Here is a 22,558-nt window from a genome sequence, read left to right on the forward strand (position 1 = left end):
TGAGAAACATTTAAAATGAAGGAAAATAGAACAGTTAAAACGAATGTTAAATGTAAACCTATTCAATAGTGGTCTGAAATGAAAATAATATATTTTCAGGAGGGATTACGATGAACAGTAGTACAGCGAATAAACAAAAAGGTATACAATTGATTCCGTTTACCGTAAATAAGGTGGTTGAACAAGTAAATGAAATTCCACCAGGTGTACAACTGATTAACGCTCCACAAGTATGGGAGAAGAGTGCGAAAGGAAAAGATGTTGTCGTTGCCGTATTAGATACAGGTTGTGATATTAATCATATAGATTTAAAAGATCGTATTATTGGTGGGAGAAATTTCACGAAAGATTATGAAGGAGATCCGAACATTTACCTTGATAATAACGGCCATGGGACTCATGTAGCGGGGACGATTGCAGCGACTGAAAATGATGTCGGTGTTTTAGGAGTCGCACCTCTTGCTAAAATGCTAGTGTTAAAGGTTTTAGCGGGAGATGGTTCTGGTAGCTATGAGCAAATTATTGAGGCGATTCATTACGCTGTAAATTGGAGAGGACCTAATAAAGAAGAAGTCAGAGTTATTTCAATGTCACTTGGTGGTCCGCAAGACGTTCCGGAATTACATGAAGCTATTCAAAATGCAGTAAATCAAGATGTTCTCGTTGTATGTGCTGCAGGAAATGATGGAGATTGTGATGATAATACGGAGGAACTAGATTTCCCAGGTGCTTATGCTGAAGTAATTGAAGTTGGTGCTGTCAATTTAGAGCGGAAAATCGCATGTTTTAGTAATTCAAATCAAGAAATTGATTTAGTAGCGCCAGGTGATGAAATATTATCTACGTATCCAGAGGGGAAATATGCTGTATTAAGTGGAACTTCAATGGCGACGCCGCATGTCGCTGGTGCATTAGCACTTCTCATTAAGCAGTGCGAAAGAGAATATGGCAGAAAGTTATCAGAGCCAGAAATTTACGCGCAACTTATTAAAAGAACTGTACCTTTAGGATATGAGCGTACATCTGAAGGGAATGGATTAATAGATCTATTAAAAGAATAACAAATACTAAAAAACATCTCATTTGTAAGTGAGATGTTTTTTAGTATGGTTCTGTCGCATGTAATACAACGTTTAATAAACCCGGGAATCTAGCATTTAAGTCATCTTCACGAATTGAAATGAAACGTTGTGTTCCTTCAAGACGTGTATACATGACACCTGATTCACGTAAAACTTTGAAATGGTGAGATAAAGTTGATTTTGCGATTGGAATGTTTAACGCACCACAAGATTGCTCATTTTTCTCTAGTAACATATTTACAATTTGTAAACGAATTTGGTCGCTAAGTGCATATAGGACAGAAGAAAATTGAATTTCTTCTCGATTTGGATGATAGAGTGTACGCATTTTTTCACCTACTTGTATAAGTTAATATATTTGCACTATAGCATATAAAGTGATATATTTCTATTGTTCAATTATATTCGAACAATAGAAATATAAGGGGAGAAAAAATGAAGTATATAAAATTGCAAAAGGCTGGACTAAATATTTCAAAGTTGGGTTTAGGTACAAATGCAGTAGGGGGCATAATTTATATGTTGATGTGAATGAGGGAGAAGGAAAACGATTAATAGAAGAAGCAATCCTGCAAGGAATTACATTTTTTGATACAGCGGATTCATACGGTTTTGGTAGATCGGAGGAATTGATAGGAGAGGTATTAAAAGAGAAACGCCACGAGTTTGTACTTGCTACAAAAGGTGGAATTCAGCCGTTATTAAATGGAGAAACGTATATTAACAATGAACCAAGCTATTTAAGAAATGCTGTGGAAAATAGTTTAAGAAGGTTACAGACAGATTATATTGATTTATATTATTTACACTTTATAAATCCTGAAACAAGTTACATAGATTCAATCGGAGAGCTTATTCGTCTAAAAGAAGAAGGGAAAATCCGTTCAATTGGGATATCTAACGTAAACATAGAACAATTAAAAGAAGCGAATCAACATGGTCATATTGATGTTGTACAATCGCCTTACAATATGTTAAATCGTACTGCCGAGGAAGAACTATTGCCGTATTGTATAGAAGAAGGTATTTCATTTATACCGTATGGGCCTCTTGCCTTTGGGATATTAGGTGGTAAATATACAGAAGATTTTGAGTTGGATAAAGGGGATTGGCGTCAAAGTGTAAATCTATTCGAAGAAAATACATATAAGAGTAACTTTAAAAAAGTTGAAAAGTTAAAAGATGTAGCTAAAGAAAATAATATTGAATTGCCTCATTTAGCGTTAGCATGGTTATTAAACAACAAAGGAATTGATACTGTTATTCCTGGCGGGAAGCGGGCAGAGCAACTAAGGGAAAGTGTAAGAGCGGTGGATGTATCATTGAATGAAGGTGCAAGGAAAGAAATCGATTTAATATTAGAAGAGTAGTGAGGAAGAGGAAGATCGCATGCTAAGCTCCTTTTCTTTTATACTATATAAACAGCATATAGTATAAAAATAAAAAATCCCTATAAAGATAGGGATTTATATATCGGCATATAGTTCCTCGGAAAAGGATATACTTAGTTTAACATATAGGATTACTTATATTTGTGAAATAGATGTGAAAGTAATGTGAAAAATGCTTATGGTGAAAATCTTTGTAAATAAAAAGCACTGTTTTAGCTAATATAACTAAAACAGTGCTTTTCTCTTTGATTGAACAGTTGCTGCATTTTCATCATGTATGCCTGCATCTTTAATAATTCGTTGTTTTGCTTTATTTAGTAGATGGTTTACTTCTTCACCAAAATAGTTAGCTTCGCTTTTTGTGCGGGCTTCTCGTAAACATTTATAGTTTTCTAGCAGTTCCTCTTTTTCGGTGTTTGTTAAGAAATCTTCTATTTTCTTTTTTGTCATACGAAACACCCTTTCTTCTGACAAACGACGCAATAGAAAATATATATTTTTCATTATAACAATAATTTTTAAAGAAAGTATAGACTAACGTCGTAATAATTTGTCAATTTCTTGAATCTTCTCATCAGCTTTTCCAATTTGCGTATTTTTAGCCTGCTCACCACCTAGAGCTTGGTGAAGTAAAAAAGTTTGACCGGAAATAGCAGTCACAATGGAGACTTTTATAATTTCCTTTATTGCGGTGACATCGAATAAAACGAGTCCAAGAAGTGCGGCTAGGCTACCAGTGAAAATATCAGTTAAAAATCCAAAATGAAAAAAAGTTTTCAAACGGCGTGGAAGCAATAACTTACCTTGGTTATTGATTAGATGGGAAACGAAGCCAGTAATGCCACCAACGAGAACTGCGGTTAGCCATTGATACATTTCCATCGAATCCACTCCTTTTAGTGAATAAGATTCGATTTTTTCATATTGATTCCTTTTCATATTTCATATAAGCATATTGAGAAAGTTTGTTTGGGTAAATCTTATTCAATTTAATTATAACAGAAAATTCTGATATATTTCAGTCTATTATATGAATCATATTTACAATAATATGAATACAGAAAGAGGTGTGTGATATGAATATAGAGTATCGAATAAGAAGTGTAGATGGTTATACGAAAAATATAGGGGAATTAGTGAGTATGCTGGAGCATACGAGGGCGGTAACATTACAGGAAATAGAAAATCTATCAGTTGAGCAATTAGATTTAATTATGCCGAGTGGTGGGAATTCAATTGGCGCCTTATTAAAACATATGGCATCTATAGAAAAAGCCCATCAGCTTATTTCATTTCAAAATCGTGACTTTACAAAAGAAGAATTAGAAATATGGGAAGATGCACTGTATTTAGGGGAAGTTGGGAGAACGATTCATGGTCATGAAATACAGTATTATGTACAACTTTTGCAAAGTGTTCGAGAAGAGTCGCTAAAGTATTTGAGTAAAGTAGATGATACATGGCTAATGTCAGAAAGAAAGTGGCCTAACGATGTAGCGTATAACCAGCACTATCTTTGGTTTCATGTGATAGAAGATGAAATTAATCACCGTGGACAAATTAGAATGTTAAAGAGAGATTTATTTGAAAATTACGTCAAATAAAGTAGCTTTTTAAATTAATATTCCATATAATGAGAGTAATTAAAATAAGATCGGAGTGATGTATTATGGCGAATATGACTGTAATGAATAATAAATTAAATACAAACGTGGATGGAAAGGGCGATATTATATAAGATAGTTCGCAATCCTTCCACTTAGTACAAACTAGGGAGGATATTGATTTGAATCAAAATATTTTAGAGTCGTTCGGCTGGGATTCATTTTTTGAAGAGCAAGCTGTAGAGCAGAATTATGAAGTAGGGCGTATTTTACTTGAGCATAAGCATATATATCGCATTATTTGTAATGACGGTGAATATATGGCAGAACTGTCTGGGAAGTTTCGACATGAAGCGGTAACGAAAGGAGATTACCCAGCAGTTGGTGATTGGGTGTATATAAAGAAAATAGAAAATGAGAAAAAGGCAATCATTCATCGTATTTTTTCGAGAAGAAGTTCTTTTTCAAGACAAGAAGCTGGTAATAGAACTGAAGAACAAATTATTGCAGCAAATGTTGATTATTTATTTTTAGTGAATGCACTTAACCATGATTTTAACGTAAGAAGGTTGGAGCGTTATTTACTATTAGCGTATGAAAGTGGTGCAATGCCTGTTATTGTTTTAACAAAAAGTAGTTTATGTGAAGATGTGGAACAAAAAATTGTAGAAACGGAAGCTGTTGCAATTGGTGTTCCGATCTTCGTCGTCGATAGTTTAGAGCATAGAGGTATTGACTCGTTACAACAATTTGTTGCTTCAGGAAAAACAATTGCTTTAGTCGGCTCATCAGGGGTTGGAAAATCTACTTTGTTAAATGCACTCGTAGGAATTGAGATAGCGAAAACGGGAGATATACGTGAGGAAGATAGTAAAGGGCGACATACGACAACTCATCGTGAACTGTTCCAACTACCGAGTGGGGGCTTAGTCATTGATACTCCTGGCATGAGAGAGTTACAGCTTTGGGAAGGAAGCGATGCAATCCAGACAACATTTTCTGATATTGAAGAATTTGCAAAAACATGCCGCTTCCGAGATTGTAAACATGAAAATGAACCAGGATGCGCAGTGCATAAAGCAATTGATAACGGGCTAATGAAGATAAATCGTTTGCAAAGCTATAAAAAGTTGCAAAGAGAATTGGCGTATTTTATGAGAAAACAAGATGCTATTCTCGCAAGAGCTGAGCGTGATAAGTGGAAGAAGATTTCTAAACAACATAAAAAAATGTAAAAAACCAAAGGACTATTCCTTTGGTTTTTTGTATTTGCAAATTTTATAATAATATTATTCATATATATAGACAAAGGGGGAATATTTGTTTAAACTTTACAAGGTGTTTATGAAAAACGAATTGTAAAAATAGAGGATAGGGAATGGGATATATTCATAATTAGTTATTCATCCTTAAAACTTAATATTTAAATGTAGGAGGTTTATAATGAGTAAACTGTTAAGGTGGTTTCGAGATATAAAAGTAGCAAAAAAGCTATTAATTTCATTTTTGGTAATTTTAATTGCAGCTGTCTCTATTATTGGAGGAATGTCTTATCAAACGGCTAAAAAGAATTTTGAATCACAAATTACGAGTAGTGCTCACGATAATATAAAAATATTAGATAATTTAATCAATCAAATGATTGAGGCGAAATTTAACGAAATAAATAACTTTGCACGAGTGGTTCATAGTGATATGTATCAAGGAGATAATCAAGATGAATTAAGAAAGGTGTTATCTCAGTATATTAATTTAAATAAAGATATTGAACAAGTATATGTTGCCGGCAATGATAAGAAATTTGTGCAAGAACCCAATATACAAATGGCAGCAGATTATGATCCAACAACTCGTTCTTGGTATAAAGATGCAGTGAGTAAACAAGGTGGAATCGTGGTCACTGAACCGTATAAGGCAAAAGGAAATGGACATATTGTCGTAACGATTGCGAAACAAACAGAAGATAAAAATGGTGTTGTTGCGGTAGATTTAAGTTTAGAGAGTTTATTGAAAACAACAAAGTTAATCAATATTGGTAAAAAAGGATATACTTTCATTTTAGATGGAAAACAAAAAATAATTGCTCACCCGCAAGAAAAATCAGGTGATAAAGCAGCTGATTCTTGGGCAAAGAGAATTTACGAAGATAATCAGGGCGCTTTTTCATACACGTATGACGGTAGTGAAAAGAAAATGGTATTTGCTACAAATTTAAAAACAGGTTGGAAAATCGGTGGAACGATGTACTCAAATGAAATAATCGAAGCTGCTCAGCCTGTATTTTATAATATGTTAATTGTTATGATTATTTCACTAGTTGTAGGAGGGGCACTTATTTATTTCGTAACGCTTTCTATTACAAAACCTTTAAAGAGATTAGTTGCCACTTCTAAAGAAATAAGTGAAGGAGATTTAACGCAAACAATTGAAATTCATTCAAACGATGAAATTGGTCAACTTGCAAAAGGATTTAATGAGATGACAGATTCACTACGAACGTTAATTGGAAGAATTAATGATTCGGCCGGGCATGTTGCAGCGGCATCAGAAGAGCTAACTGCTAGTGTAAGACAAGCGAGTGAAGCAACGGAACAAATTACAATGGCAATGGATGAAATATCAAGTGGGGCAACGACGCAAACAACAAGTGTAGAAAATGGTGCAATGTTACTGTTTGATGTAACAGAAGGAATTCAGCATGTAGCAAATAGTTCATCATCTATTAATACGGCTTCTACTCATACTCGTGAAAAAGCAGAAGATGGTGGAAAGTTAGTAGGGAAAACAGTTAATCAAATGCAGTCTATTGCAGAATCTGTTTCACAATCCGATGCAGTTATACAGTTATTAAATAATAAATCAAAGCAAATTGGTGAAATATTAGAAGTAATCCAAAATATTGCAGATCAAACAAATCTTCTTGCTTTAAATGCTGCAATTGAAGCTGCAAGAGCTGGTGAGCACGGAAGAGGATTTGCGATCGTTGCAGATGAAGTACGTAAATTGGCAGAGCAATCTAGCGTATCTTCCAGTGAAATTAGTAAATTAATATGTGAAATACAAGATGATATGAGTAAGACAGTAAAATCTATGGGTCATGTAAATAAAGAAGTTCAATCTGGACTAGTTATTGCAAATGAAACGAAGCAAAATTTTGCTGAGATTTTACAATCTACAAATGAAATTGCTAATCAAATTAAAACGATGGTTGAAACGGCTAATGGGATGTCAAAAGGTGCCAATGAAGTATCTATTTCAGTCGGGCAAATTGCAATGACAGCACAGAATAATGCGACGAGTACACAAAGTGTCGCAGCGTCTGCTGAAGAACAATTAGCTTCGATGGAGGAAATTGGTTCCGCAGCTGGTACATTATCTCAAATGGCTGAAGAGTTGCAAGGATTAATTGAAAGATTTAAAGTTTAAAAGAGAAAGACTGCCCCAATAGCAGAATGCTATTGGGGCAGTCTTTTTTTTACGCAATAACTGCGATGAATTTATGCTTATAATGAATGAGGATGGAGAATAGCTTAATGATGTTTAAAACTGAATTTCTCATATTATTTGTCGAAAAATAGAGGTATTTGTTAACTTTGTGTATAATTACAATCATATAGAATACAAATAAAGGAGATTATTATGGGAGTGTATTGGGGTACAAAAAGACATTCTTGGCTTAGTTATGTCTCATTTTGGCTAAGTATTTCATTTTTTTTGGTGTTTCTAATTGAAGTGTTTATTTTAAAAACACTTTCGGATAGCTCGGTGCAAATTGTTAAATATTTCTATTTCATACTCGTACCAGTAAACATCCTTCTTAGTTTAAAGTTACTTTTTAAGAAGAATGAAAAGAAAGCATTACCCATTTTTAGTTTAATTGTCTCATTATTATTTACAATTTTAATTATAGTATTAGCAATAGCAGCTACAGGGAAATTTATTTAGGGAGAGTGATATATATCACTCTTCTTTTTTGTTATGAGCAAATAAAAAATAGGTGTTGAATAAAACTTACAGTAGAATAGTAAGTAACGGACTAAGATACATAATAATGAAGATAGAATAAAGTGTTTTGTAAGTATTAATGAAGCAAATGAATACGGTAAGAACGGTGATATATGGTACAATGACTATGGATAGTGATAGAGATAAAGGGTATATAAAATACTCATCGTTTTTTAGTAAGAGAGGGGTTATCTTATGCTATACGAGGATTTGATGACATTATTTCAAGCAGCTCCAAAAAAAGATAGAGGTGGCTGGAAATATATAATCCAAGAACAAAATGATAAATATGAAATTGTTGATGAAATGTTGAAAAATCAAATGAGTATTGAATTGTATTTTAATGAATATGATGAGGTGAAAATCACTTTATATAAAGATGGAATTCCTATTTCTACTATGCAAAGAATTGCTATTTCAAAAATTGAATTAGACGAGGATGAAGAAGGGATTCAATTCGTTTTAGAGCGCATGCCTAGTCGAATGATTCGATTGCAATTAAAGCCATATTTGGCATTGGAAATGGGACCGTACTGGGAAATATGTGATGATTGTGAATGAACATAAAGAAAGCATCCAATAAAATGGATGCTTTCTTTATGTTTTTTGAAGTTGTTTAAAAGCAATGATTGGAAGGAGAACGATACTTACCCATCCGATGATTGGATATAGAATGTGGAGTAGTTCACTGTAACCGATGTAACTAAAGCAATAACTAATTAGTAAAATGAAGAAAATAATATTGTTACTTTTCCACCCAGTGATAGATTGCATTTGTTTTGTCATCCCGAACACATTACCAACTAAAGTTGTAAACACTTCACCGAAAATAATAAGAACAAAGAAAAAGTGAAAAGTTGCATTAAATCTTCTTATGACTTCAGCCATTGGGATATTGTATTGATAAAATTGGTCGACTGATAAGATAGCTAAATGGCTGCATAATAAAATTAAAGAAAGTCCTGCACCACCTAAAATTCCACCCCACAAAATGGCTTTTCGATCCTTTACTTCACCGGCTAACGGGACGAGAACGCTTTGGGCGAGAGAAAGATTTAAAGCGACATATGTAATAGGGCTAGTAATCCACTTCATATTCCAGCTCTCTGCAGGAATAGTATTACTAATAGGTGTTGTACTGTGGAAAAAGGTTGTAATAGCAAGTCCTATAATAAATATCATCATAATAGGTACGACAAGTGTATTTACTTCAAAAACACCTTGTAATCCGCGGCTACCTATAATGAGACAGGCGATAACTGTAATGAGAATACCGAGTTGTCTTGGTAAACGAAGTTGCTCTTCAAATACCGCCCCAGCCCCTGATAGCATAACGCTCGTTACACCAAATAATACGAGTAGTAATAATGTATTTACAACATTTCCGAATACATCTCCAAATAAATATTTGTTAAAATCTTGCGCTGAAAATGCCCCGATTTGTGATGAAAGTAACATCATCTTTGTGCCGAGCCAAATAAAAAAAAATCCACTTACACATATACCAATTGTTCCGTATAATCCGTTCACTGTAAAGAATTCAACAATTTCTCGTCCAGTAGCAAATCCAGCTCCAACGACAGTTCCGATATAAGTAGCAGCAACTTTCTTTGCTACTTGCCATTGTTGATTGTCCATGTTATCCCTCTTTCTTCTATGATGAGCTTGACTTACTATAATGCATATGTAGCAGCTTGGACGATTAGACATATGAAGTAGTTGAAAAAATACATGAATTGTATGATATTAGGGAAATATTAAAGGTGTTAAAACTTTGTTACATATGAGCCAATCATTCGAAAGGGTAGGAAATGTATGGTAAAATGTAATTAGGTTATTAAAAGATAAGCATTACAAAACGATAAGAGGAGTGGATTGTATGAGTACGAAAACAAATGTTGTTGAAGTATTAAACAAGCAGGTAGCAAACTGGAATGTGTTATATGTGAAACTACATAATTATCACTGGTATGTGACAGGACCACACTTCTTTACATTACATGAGAAATTTGAAGAGTTTTATAATGAAGCAGGGACGTATATTGATGAGTTAGCAGAACGTATTTTGGCGTTAGAAGGTAAACCGTTAGCGACAATGAAAGAATATCTTGCAACATCTAGTGTCAGTGAGGGGACAAGCAAGGAATCAGCTGAGGAAATGGTGCAAACTTTAGTGAATGATTACTCTGCACTTATTCAAGAATTAAAAGAAGGTATGGAAGTTGCTGGTGAAGCTGGCGATGAAACATCAGCTGATATGTTACTAGCAATTCACACGACATTAGAACAGCATGTATGGATGCTAAGTGCATTCTTAAAATAAAAATAAATATATTTTGGAAAATCCATTGAAAAATTTTTTCAATGGATTTTTTGTGATTTTTCAGTTTTCTTTTATGCTATAATATAGTAAAAGGGAGGCGATGCAATGTTTCGCTTTTTCAGAACTGGAAAAGAAGAACGGGAAATTACGAAAGATGAATTAGAACAAGCGATGGCTAAGTTTCTAGAGACAAATGCTAATATCGTATATACAGTATTAGTAAATGATGATTATACAGTAAATTATGATTTGTTAAAGCCGTATTTGCCTGTATTTCCGACAAATGTTTTTCTTATTACGAAGGAAACGCTTGAGGTATTTGAACATACAGAAGAAAATTTAAACCTAGTTAAAGAAATTGATATCGTACAAAAGGCAGTAGATCAATATGTAACAGAAAAAGAAATGTTTCCAATTGTTGAGGGTAGTGAAGATCGCCTTATATGTGGAATGAAGCTAGGGCCGTACTTAAATCGTCTATTAAAAAGAGACTTATATATTTCAGAAAAACATTATTTAGTTTCAAGTAAACCGGATAGAAAAAAACAAAAGAGCGGGTAGATGTAAAAAACAACAATAATATATTGTTGTCTTTTTTTGGTTAAAAATATATTGACTATTCTGTCTATTTAGTTTTATACTACACGTATTGGATAGGAAGAGGTGATGTAATATGCGTATACATACGGTAATTATTAAATATCATTCTGAGGATCAAGTATGGTTAGGTTGAGTTATTGAATATAACAATGTACATACCATGATCAAAGGATGATATACAAGTTCGAGAAATAAATATTATAAACGGTTTCGGGGGATTGGTATATGAAAAATAGTATGACTTACATCCAGTTATTAAATGAAACGTTACGTTGTTATGCAAATAAAGGAAGTTTTGAAGCGTATACGTATATAATGGAACATGCTAAAGGTGTAATAGGTAATGAGGCACAAATATATAATTTTAAATATGCACTAGCAAGTGCAGCAGGACTTGAAGAAGAAGCTTTGCATGTAATGAAGGAAGCTATTATAGAGAATGGATTTTGGTATGGAAATGAATATTTAATTTCCGACGACGATTTAAAACCACTACATAAGTTTGAAGAGTTTCATAAAATGGTTCAATTATGTAAAGAAAGAGAAGAAGTAGCAAAGAAAACAGAACGAGCAGATGTGAAATATATTTACAGCGAGGAAAAGGGAAATCTACTAGTTACAATGCATGGTGATCAAGAAAATATAGGAATAATAGAACCATATTGGAAATCAGTTATTACACAAGATTATACGTTAGCGTTACCACAGTCTTCGCAAATTCAATTTTCAGATGGGTTTGTTTGGGATGATATACATAGAGGGAAAGAAGAATTAAAAGAGCATTACGATAAATTTATAGAGAATCATACAGTAGAAAATGTAATAATAGGTGGTTTTTCTGCTGGAGCAAGAGTAGCTTTACTTACGATTTTACAAAAAGATATAGATGTAGATGGTTTTATTTTTATGGCACCGTGGCTTCCAGAGATTGAAGAATGGAATGAGTTGCTGGAAGTACTACAGGATAAACATATAAAGGGATATATAGTATGCGGGGATCAAGATGAAGATTGTTTCGAATGCACGCAGCAATTTGTACGATTATTAAGAGATAAGAATATAGAACATAAGTATAAAATTGTGCCTAACTTAAATCATGATTATCCTAATCATTTTGATGAGTTATTAAAAGAAGCTATTGAATATATAGGAAGTAAAAACAATAAGTAGTAAGAAAGGGAGATGCATCGTCGTTGATGTATCTCCCTTTTACAATTATAAATTAAAAGCATTTGCTAGTAAGCGATAAGAATTTAATTTATGTTCAAATTGATGAGTAATCGTGATAACCATAAATTCGTCAGTATTGTACGCTTTACTTAAATTTACTATTTTTTCTTTCACAGAAGTCGGATCACCTACGATCATACGTTGACGATTTTCTTTTATACGGAATAAATCATACGCACTGTATGAATAATTTTGAGCAGTTTCGATAGAAGGTGTACCAGTTGTTCGTTTTCCTTGCTCTAGTAATAAGATTGATAAATCTAAACTAGAAGCAATTTTTTCTGCCTCTTCATTTGTTTCTCCGCAAATAACAAAAATCGCGACAATTGATTTTGGTTTATCTCCTAAATAGGAAGGTTGAAATTGTTCCTGGTAAGCCCTCATAACTTCTGGGCCTCCGAAGCCATTAATAAATTGTGCAAATGCAAAAGAAGCTCCGTTGTGCGCCGCAATTTTAGCGCTCTCTCCGCTAGAACCGAGCATCCACATTTCAGGTGATGTTGGAATAACTGGAGTAGCCTTTAAATTTGCATAATGATGATTTTCTGGTACTTGATCATGTAAATACATTGCAACATCTGCAACTTGTTCTGGGTATTGATCAAGTGAGACCATTTTTCCTTCTTGTAGTGCACGAGTTGCTATTGGCATACCACCAGGTGCTCTACCAACACCAAGGTCGATGCGGTTTGGATAAAGTGCTTCTAAAACGCGGAAATTCTCGGCAACTTTATATGGGCTATAATGCGGTAACATAACACCACCCGAACCAACTCTAATATGTCCCGTTTTCGCTGCAATATGAGAAATAAGTATTTCTGGACTTGAACCAGCTAAGCTTACGGAATTATGATGCTCGGATACCCAAAAACGTGTGAATCCGAGTTTTTCTACTTCTTGTGCAAGCGTAACTGTATGTGAAATAGCTTGGGTTGCTGTGCTACCATCTGAAATAGGTGATTGGTCTAATACACTTAATTTGATCATAGAATATACCTCTCAATCTTAATGTACATCCTATTATATATTTACTTACGAAAAATGCGTAATGAAATGCTCAAAATGAAAAGCGGATAATATTATATCCGCTTTCAACGAGAAAATCCCCGTTCATAATGATTCATTTCGACTAAGTTTAAAATATATTCATAGTTGTCAATTTCATGTTTTAGCTGTTCACGTTCTTTTTCAGATAGTCTCTTATTGCTAAGTTTTTTACATAAGTTTTGTTTCTTTAATTCTAGATGTTTTTTTGTAGCGTCGTAATCATAAATCTGTTTCATTTTCAACCACTCCTTCGTTGAGTTGCTATATTATACGAAGCATAAAGAAATGTGAGATCTGTCTCTTATGTACTTTTAGTGAATATTCAAATTGCAATGGTGTTATGTTTATGGGGATTTATGAATAAAATGCACTAAACCACTAATGCGCATTTTATCCCGCATTAACGGGCAGTAAAACTCCCACCTCAAAATTGGGCTGGAGCAATGAAGTTAGGTGGGAGATTAACTGCCCATAAAAGCCCGATTGGTTCAACTAATAATCAGTGGGGGAAGAACACCCCACTGATTATAGTTTCACTTTATGAAGTAAGGGGTGGAATTGTGCAGAAAGACTTAATGTATAACACTAAGATGGATGAAACGTTACAAGTTATAAATAAGGGATTGAATAAGACGACACGTCCGAAACAAATTATTGTAGTAGGGGCAGGCATGGCTGGATTAGTTTCGGCATCTTTATTAAAGGCTGCAGGACATGAAGTGAAGATTTTTGAAGCAAACAATCGTGTAGGCGGCCGCATAGAGACAGTTAGAATGGAAGATACCGGATTATATTTAGATGTTGGGGCGATGAGAATTCCATATTCGCACACGTTAACGATGGCATATATAAGAAAGTTTGGGTTACAGGTGAGTCCTTTTATTAATAGGAATGAGACAGATATCATCTACGTAAATGGTCGGAAAACGACATTAAAACAATATGAAAAAGATCCAAGTATTTTAAGATATCCTGTGGAAATGAATGAAGTTGGGAAAACGTCTGAGGAACTATTATTGTTAGCGGTACAGCCCATTATAAATTTTATAAAAAAGAACCCAGAGAAAAATTGGGATGTTGTAGTAAAGGATTTTGGAAGATACTCTACAGGACAATTTTTAAAGTACCATCCTTATCAATATAATACGTATTTTTCACCAATAACGATTGAGATGATTGGTGTTTTATTAGATTTAGAAGGTTTTTTAGAAAGGTCATTCGTTGAGACGTTACGTTTTTTATACATTATGCAAGAGGAGAGCGGATTTTGTGAAATAATAGGTGGAAACGATAGATTACCAAAATCTTTTTTACCGCAATTAGAAGAAAATATTATTTATAATCAAAAATTAATGAAGCTACATCAACACGATAACGGTGTGACAGCTTTCTATCGAAACGAGGAAACTTTTGAATATAGTAGTATTACAGGGGATTTAGTTATTGTTACAATTCCGTTTTCGACAATGCGTTTTGTGGAAGTAGATCCATTTGACTCTATATCTCATGAAAAGTGGAAAGCAATTCGTGAATTGCATTATATGCCTGCGACGAAAATAGGCATTCAATTTAAAAGTCGATTTTGGGAAGAACAAGGGCAATTAGGTGGCAGAATTATAACAGATTTGCCAATTCGTTACGCCTATTATCCAAGCCATGGAATTGGACAGAAAGGACCAGCTATGATGTTAGGAAGCTATACATGGTCTTATGATGCGTTGCTATGGGATGGGTTATCGAAGGGTGATCGTATTTATTACACATTACACAACTTAGCAACGATATTAGGTGGTCAAGTATATGATGAATTTATGTCTGGAATATCAAAAAGTTGGACATTGGATCCATATGCACTTGGAGGATTTGCTCTTTTTCAAGCCGGTCAAGAATCTGAGCTACAACCAGCGATTGTAAAGCCAGAGGGGAAAATATTCTTTGCTGGAGATCATACAACGTTATATCACGGATGGATTCAAGGTGCGATTGAGTCTGGAGTTCGTGTAGCGGTGGAAGTGAATGAGTAAAAAGTTTTTAATTCAGAAAATTCTTTACTATATAACTTGAGATGGATATTATTATATATAAAAGAAAAATAGGGAGTGTTTACAGTGAAACCGTTATTATTCGATTTTCCTTCTGAATTTTATACTGACAGGCTTTTTATTCGAATGCCGAAACCAGGAGATGGTAAAGTTGTATACGATGCAATTCAAGCTTCAATACAAGAACTAAAACCTTGGATGGTGTTTGCACAAAAAGAGCAAACAGAGCAAGAAGTAGAAGAAAGTATTAGAAAATCACATATTCAATTTTTGCAACGTGAGGATTTAAGGTTACTAGTATTTTCGAAAGAAACAGGTGAATTTATTGCATCTGCCGGATTACATCGTATTAATTGGGATATACCTCAATTTGAAATCGGATATTGGATTGATTCGAGATTTAGTGGAAAAGGCTATATGGTAGAGGCTGCGAAAGGTATAACGGATTATGCTTTTTCTGAACTGAAAGCAAACCGCGTAGAAATTCGTTGTGATGCTCTAAATAAAAAGAGTAGAGCGATACCTGAGAAATTAGGTTTTAAATTAGAGGGTATTTTAGAAAGTGCCAGTGTTGCGGTAGATGAAAATGGATTAAGGGACATGTGTGTATTTGCAATGACTAGAAATACATATGAAAAAGAAGAGCTGTAAAGAAACAGCTCTTCTTTTTCATATTATGGTACAGGATGACCGTTAGAGCTTTCAAAAATTGTAAACCATTGTTGACGATCTAAGTTAACTTTTGTAGCAAGAGCGGCCGTTTTTATACGATCTAATTTCCCAGAGCCAACGATTGGCATCATGTTAGCTGGATGAGCAAGTAGCCATGCATACATAACCGTATCGATGCTAGTAACACCTAGCTCATTAGCAACTTTTTGTACAGTTTCACGTACACGTACTGCACGTTCAGTTTGACCGGTAAAGATTTCGCCACCAGCAAGAGGTGACCAAATCATTGGATTGATTCGTTTTTCTTGGCATAAATTAATCGTACCTTTTTCAAAGTGCTCAAGCTGCAGCGCAGATACCTCGATTTGATTTGTAATGAGCGGGAAATCTAAATATGAACTTAACATATGAAACTGTGAAGGTAAAAAGTTAGATACACCGAAGTGACGAACCTTTCCTTCTTGTTTTAAGCGTGAGAACGCTTCTGCCACTTCATTTGGATCCATAAATGGATCAGGACGATGGATGAGTAATACATCAATATAATCTGTATGTAAGTTTTGTAATGAATCCTCCGCGCTCTTTATGATATGTTCAGTACTTGTATTGTAGTGAGCAACATATCGCTCTGGAAATTTTGGTGATGGGGGAGCGATTCCACACTTGGTAACAATTTGCATGTTTTCTCGTAAGGAAGGCTTTAGTTGTAAAGCTTCTCCAAACAGCCCTTCACACGTATATCCGCCATAAATATCAGCGTGATCGAAAGTAGTAATCCCCATATCCATGCATTCTTCAATGAAAGAAAGTAACTCTTGTTTCGTCATATTCCATTCTGCTAAACGCCAAAATCCTTGAATAATACGAGAAAATTCTAGTGTTTCGGCCATTTGAACTCGTTCCATTATAAGTACCCCCTTGATGTATGATTATTATTTTGAAAAGGCTTTCTTACTACATATTATTATATAGTTTGAGGAGCGTACAAACAATAAATATGTTTTGCTACAAAAACGATTTTCTCTATATGCTATAATGTAGACACATATAGCTATAAGGAGATGTAAGGGATGATTCCAGTAACAATATTAACTGGTTTTCTTGGATCAGGGAAAACGACTTTATTAAATCGTATTTTATCAGAAAATCACGGTAAGAAATTAGCGGTGATTGTAAATGAAATAGGACAAATTGGTATCGATAATCAGTTGATTATGAATGTTGAAGAAGAAATTATGGAAATGACTAACGGTTGTCTATGCTGTACTGTACGTGAAGATTTACTCGTTGCGTTAAAACAATTACTGGACGTAAAAGCAGAAGGGAAAATGGACTTTGAAGGCTTAGTAATTGAAACAACAGGTCTTGCAAATCCAGGCCCGATTATTCAAACATTTTTTTTAGATCCTGTTATTCAATCTGCATACCAAATTAATGGCGTTGTAACGGTAGTAGATAGTTACCATATACATAAACATTTTGAAAAGGGACTAGAAGCAAAGGAACAAATTGCATTTGCTGATGTAGTGTTGGTGAATAAATTAGATTTAATTGAAGAAAGTGAAAAGGAAAATCTTTTGCATGAACTGCAAGGTATTAACCCCACTGCAAAGTTAATCGAGGCAACTAACTGTGAGGTAGATATACCATCATTATTACAAATTCAAACGTTTAAAACGAAAGATACGTTACAAATTTATCCTCATAAAGAGCATAATCATTTAGAAGGTGTAAAATCATTTGTACTACGTGAAGAGCGTCCGTTAGATTTACAAAAACTAAATGAGTGGATGTCAGCTGTCGTGCAAGAGCTAGGGGAGTATTTATATCGTTATAAAGGGATTTTATCTATCGATGGAGTAGATAAACGTATCGTGTTCCAAGGTGTACATACATTATTTGCTGCTTCGTATGATAGAGAGTGGCAAGAGGGTGAAAAGCGAGTAAGTGAAGTCGTATTTATCGGTAAAGATATTAATAAAGAATGGTTCCAAGAACATTTTGGGGAGTGTGTGAAATAAGTCTGCGTCAACTGCAGGCTTATTTTTATATGAGCATTCTATTGAGATTGTACTAGATTTCAATAACGAAACACATAAGGGAAAGAAACGGAAAATAGAAAATAACATTGATAAATATATAATAACAAGCCTGTTTTCACAGGCTTGTGTTTTCGTTTATTAGTAACTCCATTACAACACCTACAACTGGACCCTCATCATCAATATCCCCGTTTAAATGGAAACCAAATGATTCATATAGGCCCATGGCAAGTTTGTTGCCCGGATGTAAACTTAAGTAAATTATTTTACATGTAAATTGTTGTTGTAAAAATTGAATGAGTAAGCGAAGGAAACGCTTTGCGTATCCTTTTCCTTGATGTTGTTGGTCAATCATAAAACGATCTAACCAGATGCTTTCGTGTTTTTTTGAATACCAACCGTACATTGCGTATCCAACAAGTGTTTCTCCATCATATAAACCTACTGACGTCCCGTTTCCTTCATATAATGATTCTGCTAAAGAAAACGCATTACTTTCAATAAATTGCTGCTGGTTTTTTGCGACGTTTAAAGCAGCTACTGAACGCCAATTTTTTGCTGTTACTTCACAAATGTGAAGATTCATAATTCCAACTCACCTTCTAAAAGAGTATAGCTTAAAGCTAATATGGATAATTTTACTTGTTATTTTGGTCAAGTCAAGGATACATACATAAAAAGGCAGCTGAACAATAGATTCAGCTGCTTAGAAAATATAGTAAATTAGTTTGTTGCTTCTTTCAATGTGTTTACGTTTTCTTCCATTAAAGTAAAGTAATCTTTATTGTTCTTCGCATCATCTTCAGAAATAGTAGCAAGGTGATTTAAGCGTAAAACTGTTGTACCAGTTTCTTTTTGAATAACTGATGCGACTTTTGGCGTAGAGAAAGTTTCAAATAAAATATATTTTAGACCGTGTTCTTTTACTGTTTTTGTAATGTCAGCAAGCTCTTTTTGAGATGGCTCATCAGAAGCTGAAATTCCGGCGATAGGAATCTGTTTTAAACCATAGCGTTGTTCCCAATAACCATAAGCAGCATGAGAAACTAAAATTTCTTTCGTTTTCGCATTTGCTACAGCAGCTTTAAATTGATCGTCTAAATCGGTAAATTTAGTTTGAAGTGCTGCAAAGTTTTTCTCGAATTCTTGTTTATGGTCAGGTTGTAATTCCACAAGAGCATTTTTGATTTTTTCAGCTTGTTTCATCGCAAGAGTAGGGTCTATCCAAACATGCGGGTCTTTATCATGATGGTGATCATCTTCTTTATGACCATCTCCGTGATCGTGATGTTCTTCTTCAGAAGAAGCACGAAGTTTAATTCCTTTTGATGCATTTACAATTTTAACATTTTCTTTTTGTAATGTTTTTTCCATCTTCTCAGCAAATGGTTCTAATTCAGCACCGTTATAAACGAATAAATCGGCTTTTGCAACTTGTACTGTTTGTTTTTGACTCGGTTCAAATGTATGTGAATCGGCACCAGGAGGGTAAATTGCTTCTACTGTTACATAGTCGCCACCAATTTTTTTTGCGAAATCTGCAAGAGGGAAGATGGTTGTATAAACAGTTAGCTTTCCATCTTTCTTGGCAGTACCTTCTTTTTTATTTGAGCAGCCAGTAAAAATTAAAGTGAAAATAAGTAAGAATGAAAATATAGTCAATCTTTTAGGCATGAAGTTCTCCTCTTTTCTTTTTTTACGGATATATCTTCAATTATAGAAGAAAAATATCATTTTAATACAAAACGGAATAATTACGTTTTAGTTTGCGAACTTAGTATAATACATCTTTCATAAAGTTGCAATAAATAATAATCATTACGATTTGATTTTGTTATAAAGTTGTCAAATATAGATGTATTATTTTTGTGAATGCATGCATATGTGACAACGCTGCTTTCATATATTTGAAAGGAAGGTGAAGAGGGGGATGAGCGCTTGGGATATTTAATGGAAGCTATCTTATTGATATTAGCGGTAGTATTGCCATTATCTTTCGTTTTAATCTTTTTAAGACGCTTAATAAGTAATTTAGGGAATGCATCAACGATAACGAAATTACCAGAGAAAGAAAAGAAAAAAGAGTAAGTAAAGCACTATGCATACGCATAGTGCTTTACTTATGGTAAAATAAAAAGAAGGAAACTCCTAAAAGTTGCATGTCACTGAAGGAGAGAAAAGTAAAATAAGAGGTATATGCATATATGAATAAGCGAACAGCGTTAGTACTTGGTGCAAGTGGTTTAGTTGGACAAGAGATAACGCGTCTATTACTTGAATCAGATTACTACGATTCGGTTACTATTTTTGTAAGAGAACCAATGCAATGGCAACATGAGAAGTTACAGCAGAAGAAAGTAGATTATTCGGCATTAGAAGAATATAAAGAATTTTTTGCAGTAGATGATGTTTTTAGTTGTCTAGGAACAACAATAAAAAAAGCAAAAACAAAGGCGAATTTCAAAAAAGTAGATTATGAATATACGTTACGAGCTGCTTGTTTAGCTGAAAAGCAAGGGGTGCAAAACTTCCTTGTTGTGTCTTCGATGGGAGCAAATCCTAAATCATTTTTCTTTTATTCACAAGTAAAAGGGAAAATGGAAGAGGAATTGCAAAAGTTAGTGATTGGTGGTATTCATATTTTTAGGCCGTCTTTATTAGTTGGAAATCGACAAGAGTTTCGTTTTGGTGAACGAATGGCTGAAAAGTTAACTCGAATTATTCCTTTTATATTTAAAGGGGCTTTCAAAAAGTATAAACCAATTTCAGCTAAAGATGTGGCGAAAGGGATGTATATAACTGCGCTGCGAGAAGAATCTGGTCTCCACATTTATAATTCAAATGAAATTACAACGATAGAATAAATAAAACCGAGAAGAATGGCTTCTCGGTTTTATTTATTCATATTGATTTTCCCAGGAGCCCGCTTATATTGATACGGTTCTTGCAATTCAAAACCAAGTTCATTTGCCGCTATTCTTGGGAAGTACGGATTGCGAAGTAACTCACGTCCGATAAAAATTAAATCTGCTTCGTTATTATTTAATATTTGCTCTGCCTGTGCCCCAGTCGTAATCAATCCAACTGCCCCAGTTGCAATGTTAGCATGTTCTTTAATATGTTTAGCATATTGTACTTGGTAACCAGGATAAACATCAATATGTGTCGGTACAACTGCACCAGAACTACAATCGATTAAATCTACTCCTTGTTCTTTCATCCATTTTGAATACTGAACGTAATCTTGAACGGTTAGCCCGTCAGGATGATAATCATTTGCTGAAATACGAACAAATAACGGTCCGTCCCAAACTTCATTTATAGATTCGATGATTTCACGTAAGAAACGATAGCGGTTTTCAGATGAACCGCCATATTCATCCGTTCGTTTATTGGAAAGTGGAGAAAGAAATTCGTTAATTAGATAACCGTGAGCGCCGTGTATTTCAATAACGTCAAATCCAGCTTGTTTTGAACGCAGTGCAGCCTTCTGAAAAGCTAGTGCGGTGTCTTTAATTTGCTCTTTACTCATTTCCAGTGGTATTTTCATTGTTTCATTAAATGGAATTGCTGAAGGTGCTAACGCATCTGTTTCTAACTCAGCTTTTCTTCCGGCGTGAGCGAGTTGAATGGCAGCTTTTGCACCATTATCATGTATAAAAGTTGTCGCTGTATGTAATCCTTCAATTAGACTGTCGTCCCAAATACCTAAATCTTTGTTAGAAATGCGACCTTCAGGTAACACAGCTGTTGCTTCAATCATAACTAAACCGACTTGACCGGCAGCCCTAGTTCCATAATGAACGAGGTGGAAATTCGTTACTTTTCCATCCTCATTTTCCGAAGAATACATACACATAGGCGACATGACGATACGGTTTTTTAGTGTAACATCCTTAATTGTGTAGGGTGAAAAAAGTTTGGAATGCATCAAATAGCCTCCTTGATTGAATTTTCTTATATTTTACCATTCTCTTTTTTGTTTCTCTAATAAAACGCTTATACGAAAAATTTTGTCTATTCGTGTTACAATGACTAATATGAACTGAATTGGAGGATGACATATGTACCAGGCTTATTATAAAAGTGAATTAGGTTTGCTAGAAATTACAGCGAACGAAGAAGGCATTACGTCTGTTATATTTGTTGATGAACGACAAGAAGAAAATACAAATGAAATGATAGATCAATGTATAAATGAGCTAGATGAATATTTTAAAGGAAAAAGAAAAGAGTTTACTGTACCACTGTCTGCAGAGGGAACATCATTTCAAAAAAATGTATGGGATGCGCTCTACACTATTCCTTATGGCGTAAGTGCTTCATATTTAGATATTGCGGAGAAAGTTGGTAATACGAAAGCTGTACGAGCAATAGGAGGAGCAAACAGTCGTAATCCCATTTCAATTATCGTTCCGTGTCACCGTGTAATAGGAAAGAGTGGAAAGCTTGTAGGGTATGCGGGTGGTTTATGGAGGAAAGAGTGGCTGTTAAAACACGAAGGTATTTTGAAATGAAGT

At 34.3% G+C, this 22,558-nt stretch carries 25 protein-coding genes and 1 pseudogene; 16 read left to right on the forward strand and 10 right to left on the reverse strand.

Annotation, left to right across the window (positions count from 1 at the left end; all coding sequences use genetic code 11):
• Positions 1–110: 110 nt before the first annotated feature.
• Entirely contained in the window at positions 111–1,061 is a 951-nt protein-coding gene (locus tag BTOYO_RS22975) for a serine protease (protein ID WP_001089053.1), read from the forward strand.
• Between the two features lie 40 nt (positions 1,062–1,101).
• On the opposite strand, the gene BTOYO_RS22980 is transcribed toward BTOYO_RS22975, so the two are convergent.
• On the reverse strand, positions 1,102–1,410 hold the full coding sequence (locus tag BTOYO_RS22980; RefSeq protein WP_001259900.1) for an ArsR/SmtB family transcription factor: 309 nt from the start codon (positions 1,408–1,410) through the stop codon (positions 1,102–1,104).
• A gap of 107 nt (positions 1,411–1,517) precedes the next feature.
• On the opposite strand from BTOYO_RS22980, the pseudogene BTOYO_RS22985 reads away from it, so the two are divergent.
• Positions 1,518–2,452 (forward strand): annotated as a pseudogene (locus BTOYO_RS22985) (aldo/keto reductase).
• A gap of 246 nt (positions 2,453–2,698) precedes the next feature.
• On the opposite strand, the gene BTOYO_RS22990 reads toward BTOYO_RS22985, so the two are convergent.
• Together BTOYO_RS22990 and BTOYO_RS22995 are read right to left on the reverse strand one after the other, a co-directional pair.
• Positions 2,699–2,923: a hypothetical protein gene (locus tag BTOYO_RS22990; RefSeq protein WP_000162608.1), complete on the reverse strand. Its 225-nt coding sequence runs from the start codon at positions 2,921–2,923 to the stop codon at positions 2,699–2,701.
• 84 nt (positions 2,924–3,007) lie between these two features.
• Positions 3,008–3,355: a DUF4257 domain-containing protein gene (locus tag BTOYO_RS22995; protein WP_000426317.1), complete on the reverse strand. Its 348-nt coding sequence runs from the start codon at positions 3,353–3,355 to the stop codon at positions 3,008–3,010.
• Positions 3,356–3,549: 194 nt separating this feature from the next.
• Here BTOYO_RS22995 and BTOYO_RS23000 point away from each other — a divergent pair, with 194 nt between their 5' ends.
• The 5 genes from BTOYO_RS23000 (at position 3,550) to BTOYO_RS23020 (ending at position 8,643) form a co-directional block, all read left to right on the forward strand.
• Positions 3,550–4,077: a DinB family protein gene (locus BTOYO_RS23000; protein WP_001019819.1), complete on the forward strand. Its 528-nt coding sequence runs from the start codon at positions 3,550–3,552 to the stop codon at positions 4,075–4,077.
• Between the two features lie 182 nt (positions 4,078–4,259).
• On the forward strand, positions 4,260–5,312 hold the full coding sequence (gene rsgA / locus BTOYO_RS23005; protein WP_001073071.1) for a ribosome small subunit-dependent GTPase A: 1,053 nt from the start codon (positions 4,260–4,262) through the stop codon (positions 5,310–5,312).
• Between the two features lie 208 nt (positions 5,313–5,520).
• The gene (locus tag BTOYO_RS23010) at positions 5,521–7,503 is read left to right on the forward strand and encodes a methyl-accepting chemotaxis protein (protein WP_000040625.1); all 1,983 of its coding nucleotides are present in this window, start codon (positions 5,521–5,523) and stop codon (positions 7,501–7,503) included.
• Positions 7,504–7,716: 213 nt separating this feature from the next.
• Positions 7,717–8,022 (forward strand): hypothetical protein, encoded by a 306-nt coding sequence (locus BTOYO_RS23015; protein ID WP_000539577.1) that lies wholly within the window; start codon positions 7,717–7,719, stop codon positions 8,020–8,022.
• 255 nt (positions 8,023–8,277) lie between these two features.
• Positions 8,278–8,643: a DUF3979 family protein gene (locus tag BTOYO_RS23020; RefSeq protein WP_000965089.1), complete on the forward strand. Its 366-nt coding sequence runs from the start codon at positions 8,278–8,280 to the stop codon at positions 8,641–8,643.
• 36 nt (positions 8,644–8,679) lie between these two features.
• Here the strand turns inward: BTOYO_RS23020 and BTOYO_RS23025 are convergent, their stop codons facing one another.
• The gene (locus BTOYO_RS23025; protein ID WP_000370197.1) at positions 8,680–9,720 is read right to left on the reverse strand and encodes a YkvI family membrane protein; all 1,041 of its coding nucleotides are present in this window, start codon (positions 9,718–9,720) and stop codon (positions 8,680–8,682) included.
• A 241-nt stretch (positions 9,721–9,961) separates the two neighbouring features.
• On the opposite strand from BTOYO_RS23025, the gene BTOYO_RS23030 reads away from it, so the two are divergent.
• From BTOYO_RS23030 to BTOYO_RS23040, 3 genes are all read left to right on the forward strand, one after another.
• Positions 9,962–10,405 (forward strand): Dps family protein, encoded by a 444-nt coding sequence (locus BTOYO_RS23030; protein WP_000105199.1) that lies wholly within the window; start codon positions 9,962–9,964, stop codon positions 10,403–10,405.
• A 105-nt stretch (positions 10,406–10,510) separates the two neighbouring features.
• The gene (locus tag BTOYO_RS23035) at positions 10,511–10,966 is read left to right on the forward strand and encodes a DUF3939 domain-containing protein (protein ID WP_000488204.1); all 456 of its coding nucleotides are present in this window, start codon (positions 10,511–10,513) and stop codon (positions 10,964–10,966) included.
• Between the two features lie 264 nt (positions 10,967–11,230).
• Entirely contained in the window at positions 11,231–12,175 is a 945-nt protein-coding gene (locus BTOYO_RS23040; RefSeq protein WP_000798330.1) for an alpha/beta hydrolase, read from the forward strand.
• 45 nt (positions 12,176–12,220) lie between these two features.
• Here BTOYO_RS23040 and BTOYO_RS23045 read toward each other — a convergent pair whose 3' ends face one another.
• Together BTOYO_RS23045 and BTOYO_RS23050 are read right to left on the reverse strand one after the other, a co-directional pair.
• On the reverse strand, positions 12,221–13,222 hold the full coding sequence (locus tag BTOYO_RS23045; protein ID WP_000594073.1) for an LLM class flavin-dependent oxidoreductase: 1,002 nt from the start codon (positions 13,220–13,222) through the stop codon (positions 12,221–12,223).
• A 104-nt stretch (positions 13,223–13,326) separates the two neighbouring features.
• Positions 13,327–13,518 (reverse strand): DUF3896 family protein, encoded by a 192-nt coding sequence (locus BTOYO_RS23050; RefSeq protein ID WP_000810136.1) that lies wholly within the window; start codon positions 13,516–13,518, stop codon positions 13,327–13,329.
• A 324-nt stretch (positions 13,519–13,842) separates the two neighbouring features.
• Between BTOYO_RS23050 and BTOYO_RS23055 the strand changes: the two genes are divergently transcribed.
• Together BTOYO_RS23055 and BTOYO_RS23060 are read left to right on the forward strand one after the other, a co-directional pair.
• Positions 13,843–15,306, forward strand: coding sequence for a flavin monoamine oxidase family protein (locus BTOYO_RS23055; protein ID WP_001168166.1), 1,464 nt, complete (start codon positions 13,843–13,845; stop codon positions 15,304–15,306).
• Between the two features lie 84 nt (positions 15,307–15,390).
• Positions 15,391–15,975 carry a GNAT family N-acetyltransferase gene (locus BTOYO_RS23060; protein WP_000803474.1) on the forward strand — a complete coding sequence of 195 codons (585 nt, stop codon included), beginning with the start codon at positions 15,391–15,393 and terminating at the stop codon, positions 15,973–15,975.
• Between the two features lie 23 nt (positions 15,976–15,998).
• Here the strand turns inward: BTOYO_RS23060 and BTOYO_RS23065 are convergent, their stop codons facing one another.
• On the reverse strand, positions 15,999–16,901 hold the full coding sequence (locus tag BTOYO_RS23065; RefSeq protein ID WP_000442807.1) for an aldo/keto reductase: 903 nt from the start codon (positions 16,899–16,901) through the stop codon (positions 15,999–16,001).
• 165 nt (positions 16,902–17,066) lie between these two features.
• Here BTOYO_RS23065 and BTOYO_RS23070 point away from each other — a divergent pair, with 165 nt between their 5' ends.
• Complete coding sequence (locus BTOYO_RS23070) at positions 17,067–18,017, forward strand: CobW family GTP-binding protein (protein ID WP_000613433.1); 951 nt, start codon at positions 17,067–17,069, stop codon at positions 18,015–18,017.
• A 136-nt stretch (positions 18,018–18,153) separates the two neighbouring features.
• Here the strand turns inward: BTOYO_RS23070 and BTOYO_RS23075 are convergent, their stop codons facing one another.
• Both BTOYO_RS23075 and BTOYO_RS23080 read right to left on the reverse strand, forming a co-directional pair.
• Complete coding sequence (locus BTOYO_RS23075) at positions 18,154–18,624, reverse strand: GNAT family N-acetyltransferase (RefSeq protein ID WP_001048673.1); 471 nt, start codon at positions 18,622–18,624, stop codon at positions 18,154–18,156.
• A gap of 137 nt (positions 18,625–18,761) precedes the next feature.
• Entirely contained in the window at positions 18,762–19,712 is a 951-nt protein-coding gene (locus BTOYO_RS23080) for a metal ABC transporter substrate-binding protein (RefSeq protein ID WP_001126163.1), read from the reverse strand.
• Positions 19,713–19,976: 264 nt separating this feature from the next.
• Between BTOYO_RS23080 and BTOYO_RS27825 the strand changes: the two genes are divergently transcribed.
• Together BTOYO_RS27825 and BTOYO_RS23085 are read left to right on the forward strand one after the other, a co-directional pair.
• Complete coding sequence (locus BTOYO_RS27825) at positions 19,977–20,126, forward strand: hypothetical protein (protein ID WP_000540935.1); 150 nt, start codon at positions 19,977–19,979, stop codon at positions 20,124–20,126.
• A 116-nt stretch (positions 20,127–20,242) separates the two neighbouring features.
• Positions 20,243–20,902, forward strand: a complete 660-nt coding sequence (locus tag BTOYO_RS23085) for an oxidoreductase (protein WP_001042745.1) — start codon at positions 20,243–20,245, stop codon at positions 20,900–20,902.
• Positions 20,903–20,931: 29 nt separating this feature from the next.
• Here the strand turns inward: BTOYO_RS23085 and namA are convergent, their stop codons facing one another.
• Positions 20,932–21,969 carry an NADPH dehydrogenase NamA gene (namA, locus tag BTOYO_RS23090; RefSeq protein WP_000555706.1) on the reverse strand — a complete coding sequence of 346 codons (1,038 nt, stop codon included), beginning with the start codon at positions 21,967–21,969 and terminating at the stop codon, positions 20,932–20,934.
• 133 nt (positions 21,970–22,102) lie between these two features.
• On the opposite strand from namA, the gene BTOYO_RS23095 reads away from it, so the two are divergent.
• On the forward strand, positions 22,103–22,555 hold the full coding sequence (locus BTOYO_RS23095; protein WP_000283917.1) for a methylated-DNA--[protein]-cysteine S-methyltransferase: 453 nt from the start codon (positions 22,103–22,105) through the stop codon (positions 22,553–22,555).
• Positions 22,556–22,558: the final 3 nt, after the last annotated feature.

The sequence above is a fragment of the Bacillus toyonensis BCT-7112 genome (genome assembly GCF_000496285.1).
Taxonomy (GTDB): Bacteria; Bacillota; Bacilli; order Bacillales; family Bacillaceae_G; genus Bacillus_A; species Bacillus_A toyonensis.

Excerpts from the sequence above, each read along its gene's own strand:
- BTOYO_RS22975 (WP_001089053.1), top strand. The coding sequence starts at position 111 with ATGAACAGTAGTACAGCGAATAAACAAAAAGGTATACAATTGATTCCG.
- BTOYO_RS23025 (WP_000370197.1), bottom strand. The coding sequence starts at position 9,720 with ATGGACAATCAACAATGGCAAGTAGCAAAGAAAGTTGCTGCTACTTAT.
- BTOYO_RS23000 (WP_001019819.1), top strand. The coding sequence starts at position 3,550 with ATGAATATAGAGTATCGAATAAGAAGTGTAGATGGTTATACGAAAAAT.
- namA (WP_000555706.1), bottom strand. The coding sequence starts at position 21,969 with ATGCATTCCAAACTTTTTTCACCCTACACAATTAAGGATGTTACACTA.
- BTOYO_RS22995 (WP_000426317.1), bottom strand. The coding sequence starts at position 3,355 with ATGGAAATGTATCAATGGCTAACCGCAGTTCTCGTTGGTGGCATTACT.
- BTOYO_RS22990 (WP_000162608.1), bottom strand. The coding sequence starts at position 2,923 with ATGACAAAAAAGAAAATAGAAGATTTCTTAACAAACACCGAAAAAGAG.
- BTOYO_RS23095 (WP_000283917.1), top strand. The coding sequence starts at position 22,103 with ATGTACCAGGCTTATTATAAAAGTGAATTAGGTTTGCTAGAAATTACA.
- BTOYO_RS23065 (WP_000442807.1), bottom strand. The coding sequence starts at position 16,901 with ATGGAACGAGTTCAAATGGCCGAAACACTAGAATTTTCTCGTATTATT.
- BTOYO_RS23080 (WP_001126163.1), bottom strand. The coding sequence starts at position 19,712 with ATGCCTAAAAGATTGACTATATTTTCATTCTTACTTATTTTCACTTTA.
- BTOYO_RS23035 (WP_000488204.1), top strand. The coding sequence starts at position 10,511 with ATGTTTCGCTTTTTCAGAACTGGAAAAGAAGAACGGGAAATTACGAAA.
- BTOYO_RS23070 (WP_000613433.1), top strand. The coding sequence starts at position 17,067 with ATGATTCCAGTAACAATATTAACTGGTTTTCTTGGATCAGGGAAAACG.
- BTOYO_RS23040 (WP_000798330.1), top strand. The coding sequence starts at position 11,231 with ATGAAAAATAGTATGACTTACATCCAGTTATTAAATGAAACGTTACGT.
- BTOYO_RS23075 (WP_001048673.1), bottom strand. The coding sequence starts at position 18,624 with ATGAATCTTCACATTTGTGAAGTAACAGCAAAAAATTGGCGTTCAGTA.
- BTOYO_RS23050 (WP_000810136.1), bottom strand. The coding sequence starts at position 13,518 with ATGAAACAGATTTATGATTACGACGCTACAAAAAAACATCTAGAATTA.
- BTOYO_RS23045 (WP_000594073.1), bottom strand. The coding sequence starts at position 13,222 with ATGATCAAATTAAGTGTATTAGACCAATCACCTATTTCAGATGGTAGC.
- BTOYO_RS23010 (WP_000040625.1), top strand. The coding sequence starts at position 5,521 with ATGAGTAAACTGTTAAGGTGGTTTCGAGATATAAAAGTAGCAAAAAAG.
- BTOYO_RS22980 (WP_001259900.1), bottom strand. The coding sequence starts at position 1,410 with ATGCGTACACTCTATCATCCAAATCGAGAAGAAATTCAATTTTCTTCT.
- BTOYO_RS23030 (WP_000105199.1), top strand. The coding sequence starts at position 9,962 with ATGAGTACGAAAACAAATGTTGTTGAAGTATTAAACAAGCAGGTAGCA.
- BTOYO_RS23085 (WP_001042745.1), top strand. The coding sequence starts at position 20,243 with ATGAATAAGCGAACAGCGTTAGTACTTGGTGCAAGTGGTTTAGTTGGA.
- BTOYO_RS23015 (WP_000539577.1), top strand. The coding sequence starts at position 7,717 with ATGGGAGTGTATTGGGGTACAAAAAGACATTCTTGGCTTAGTTATGTC.
- BTOYO_RS23020 (WP_000965089.1), top strand. The coding sequence starts at position 8,278 with ATGCTATACGAGGATTTGATGACATTATTTCAAGCAGCTCCAAAAAAA.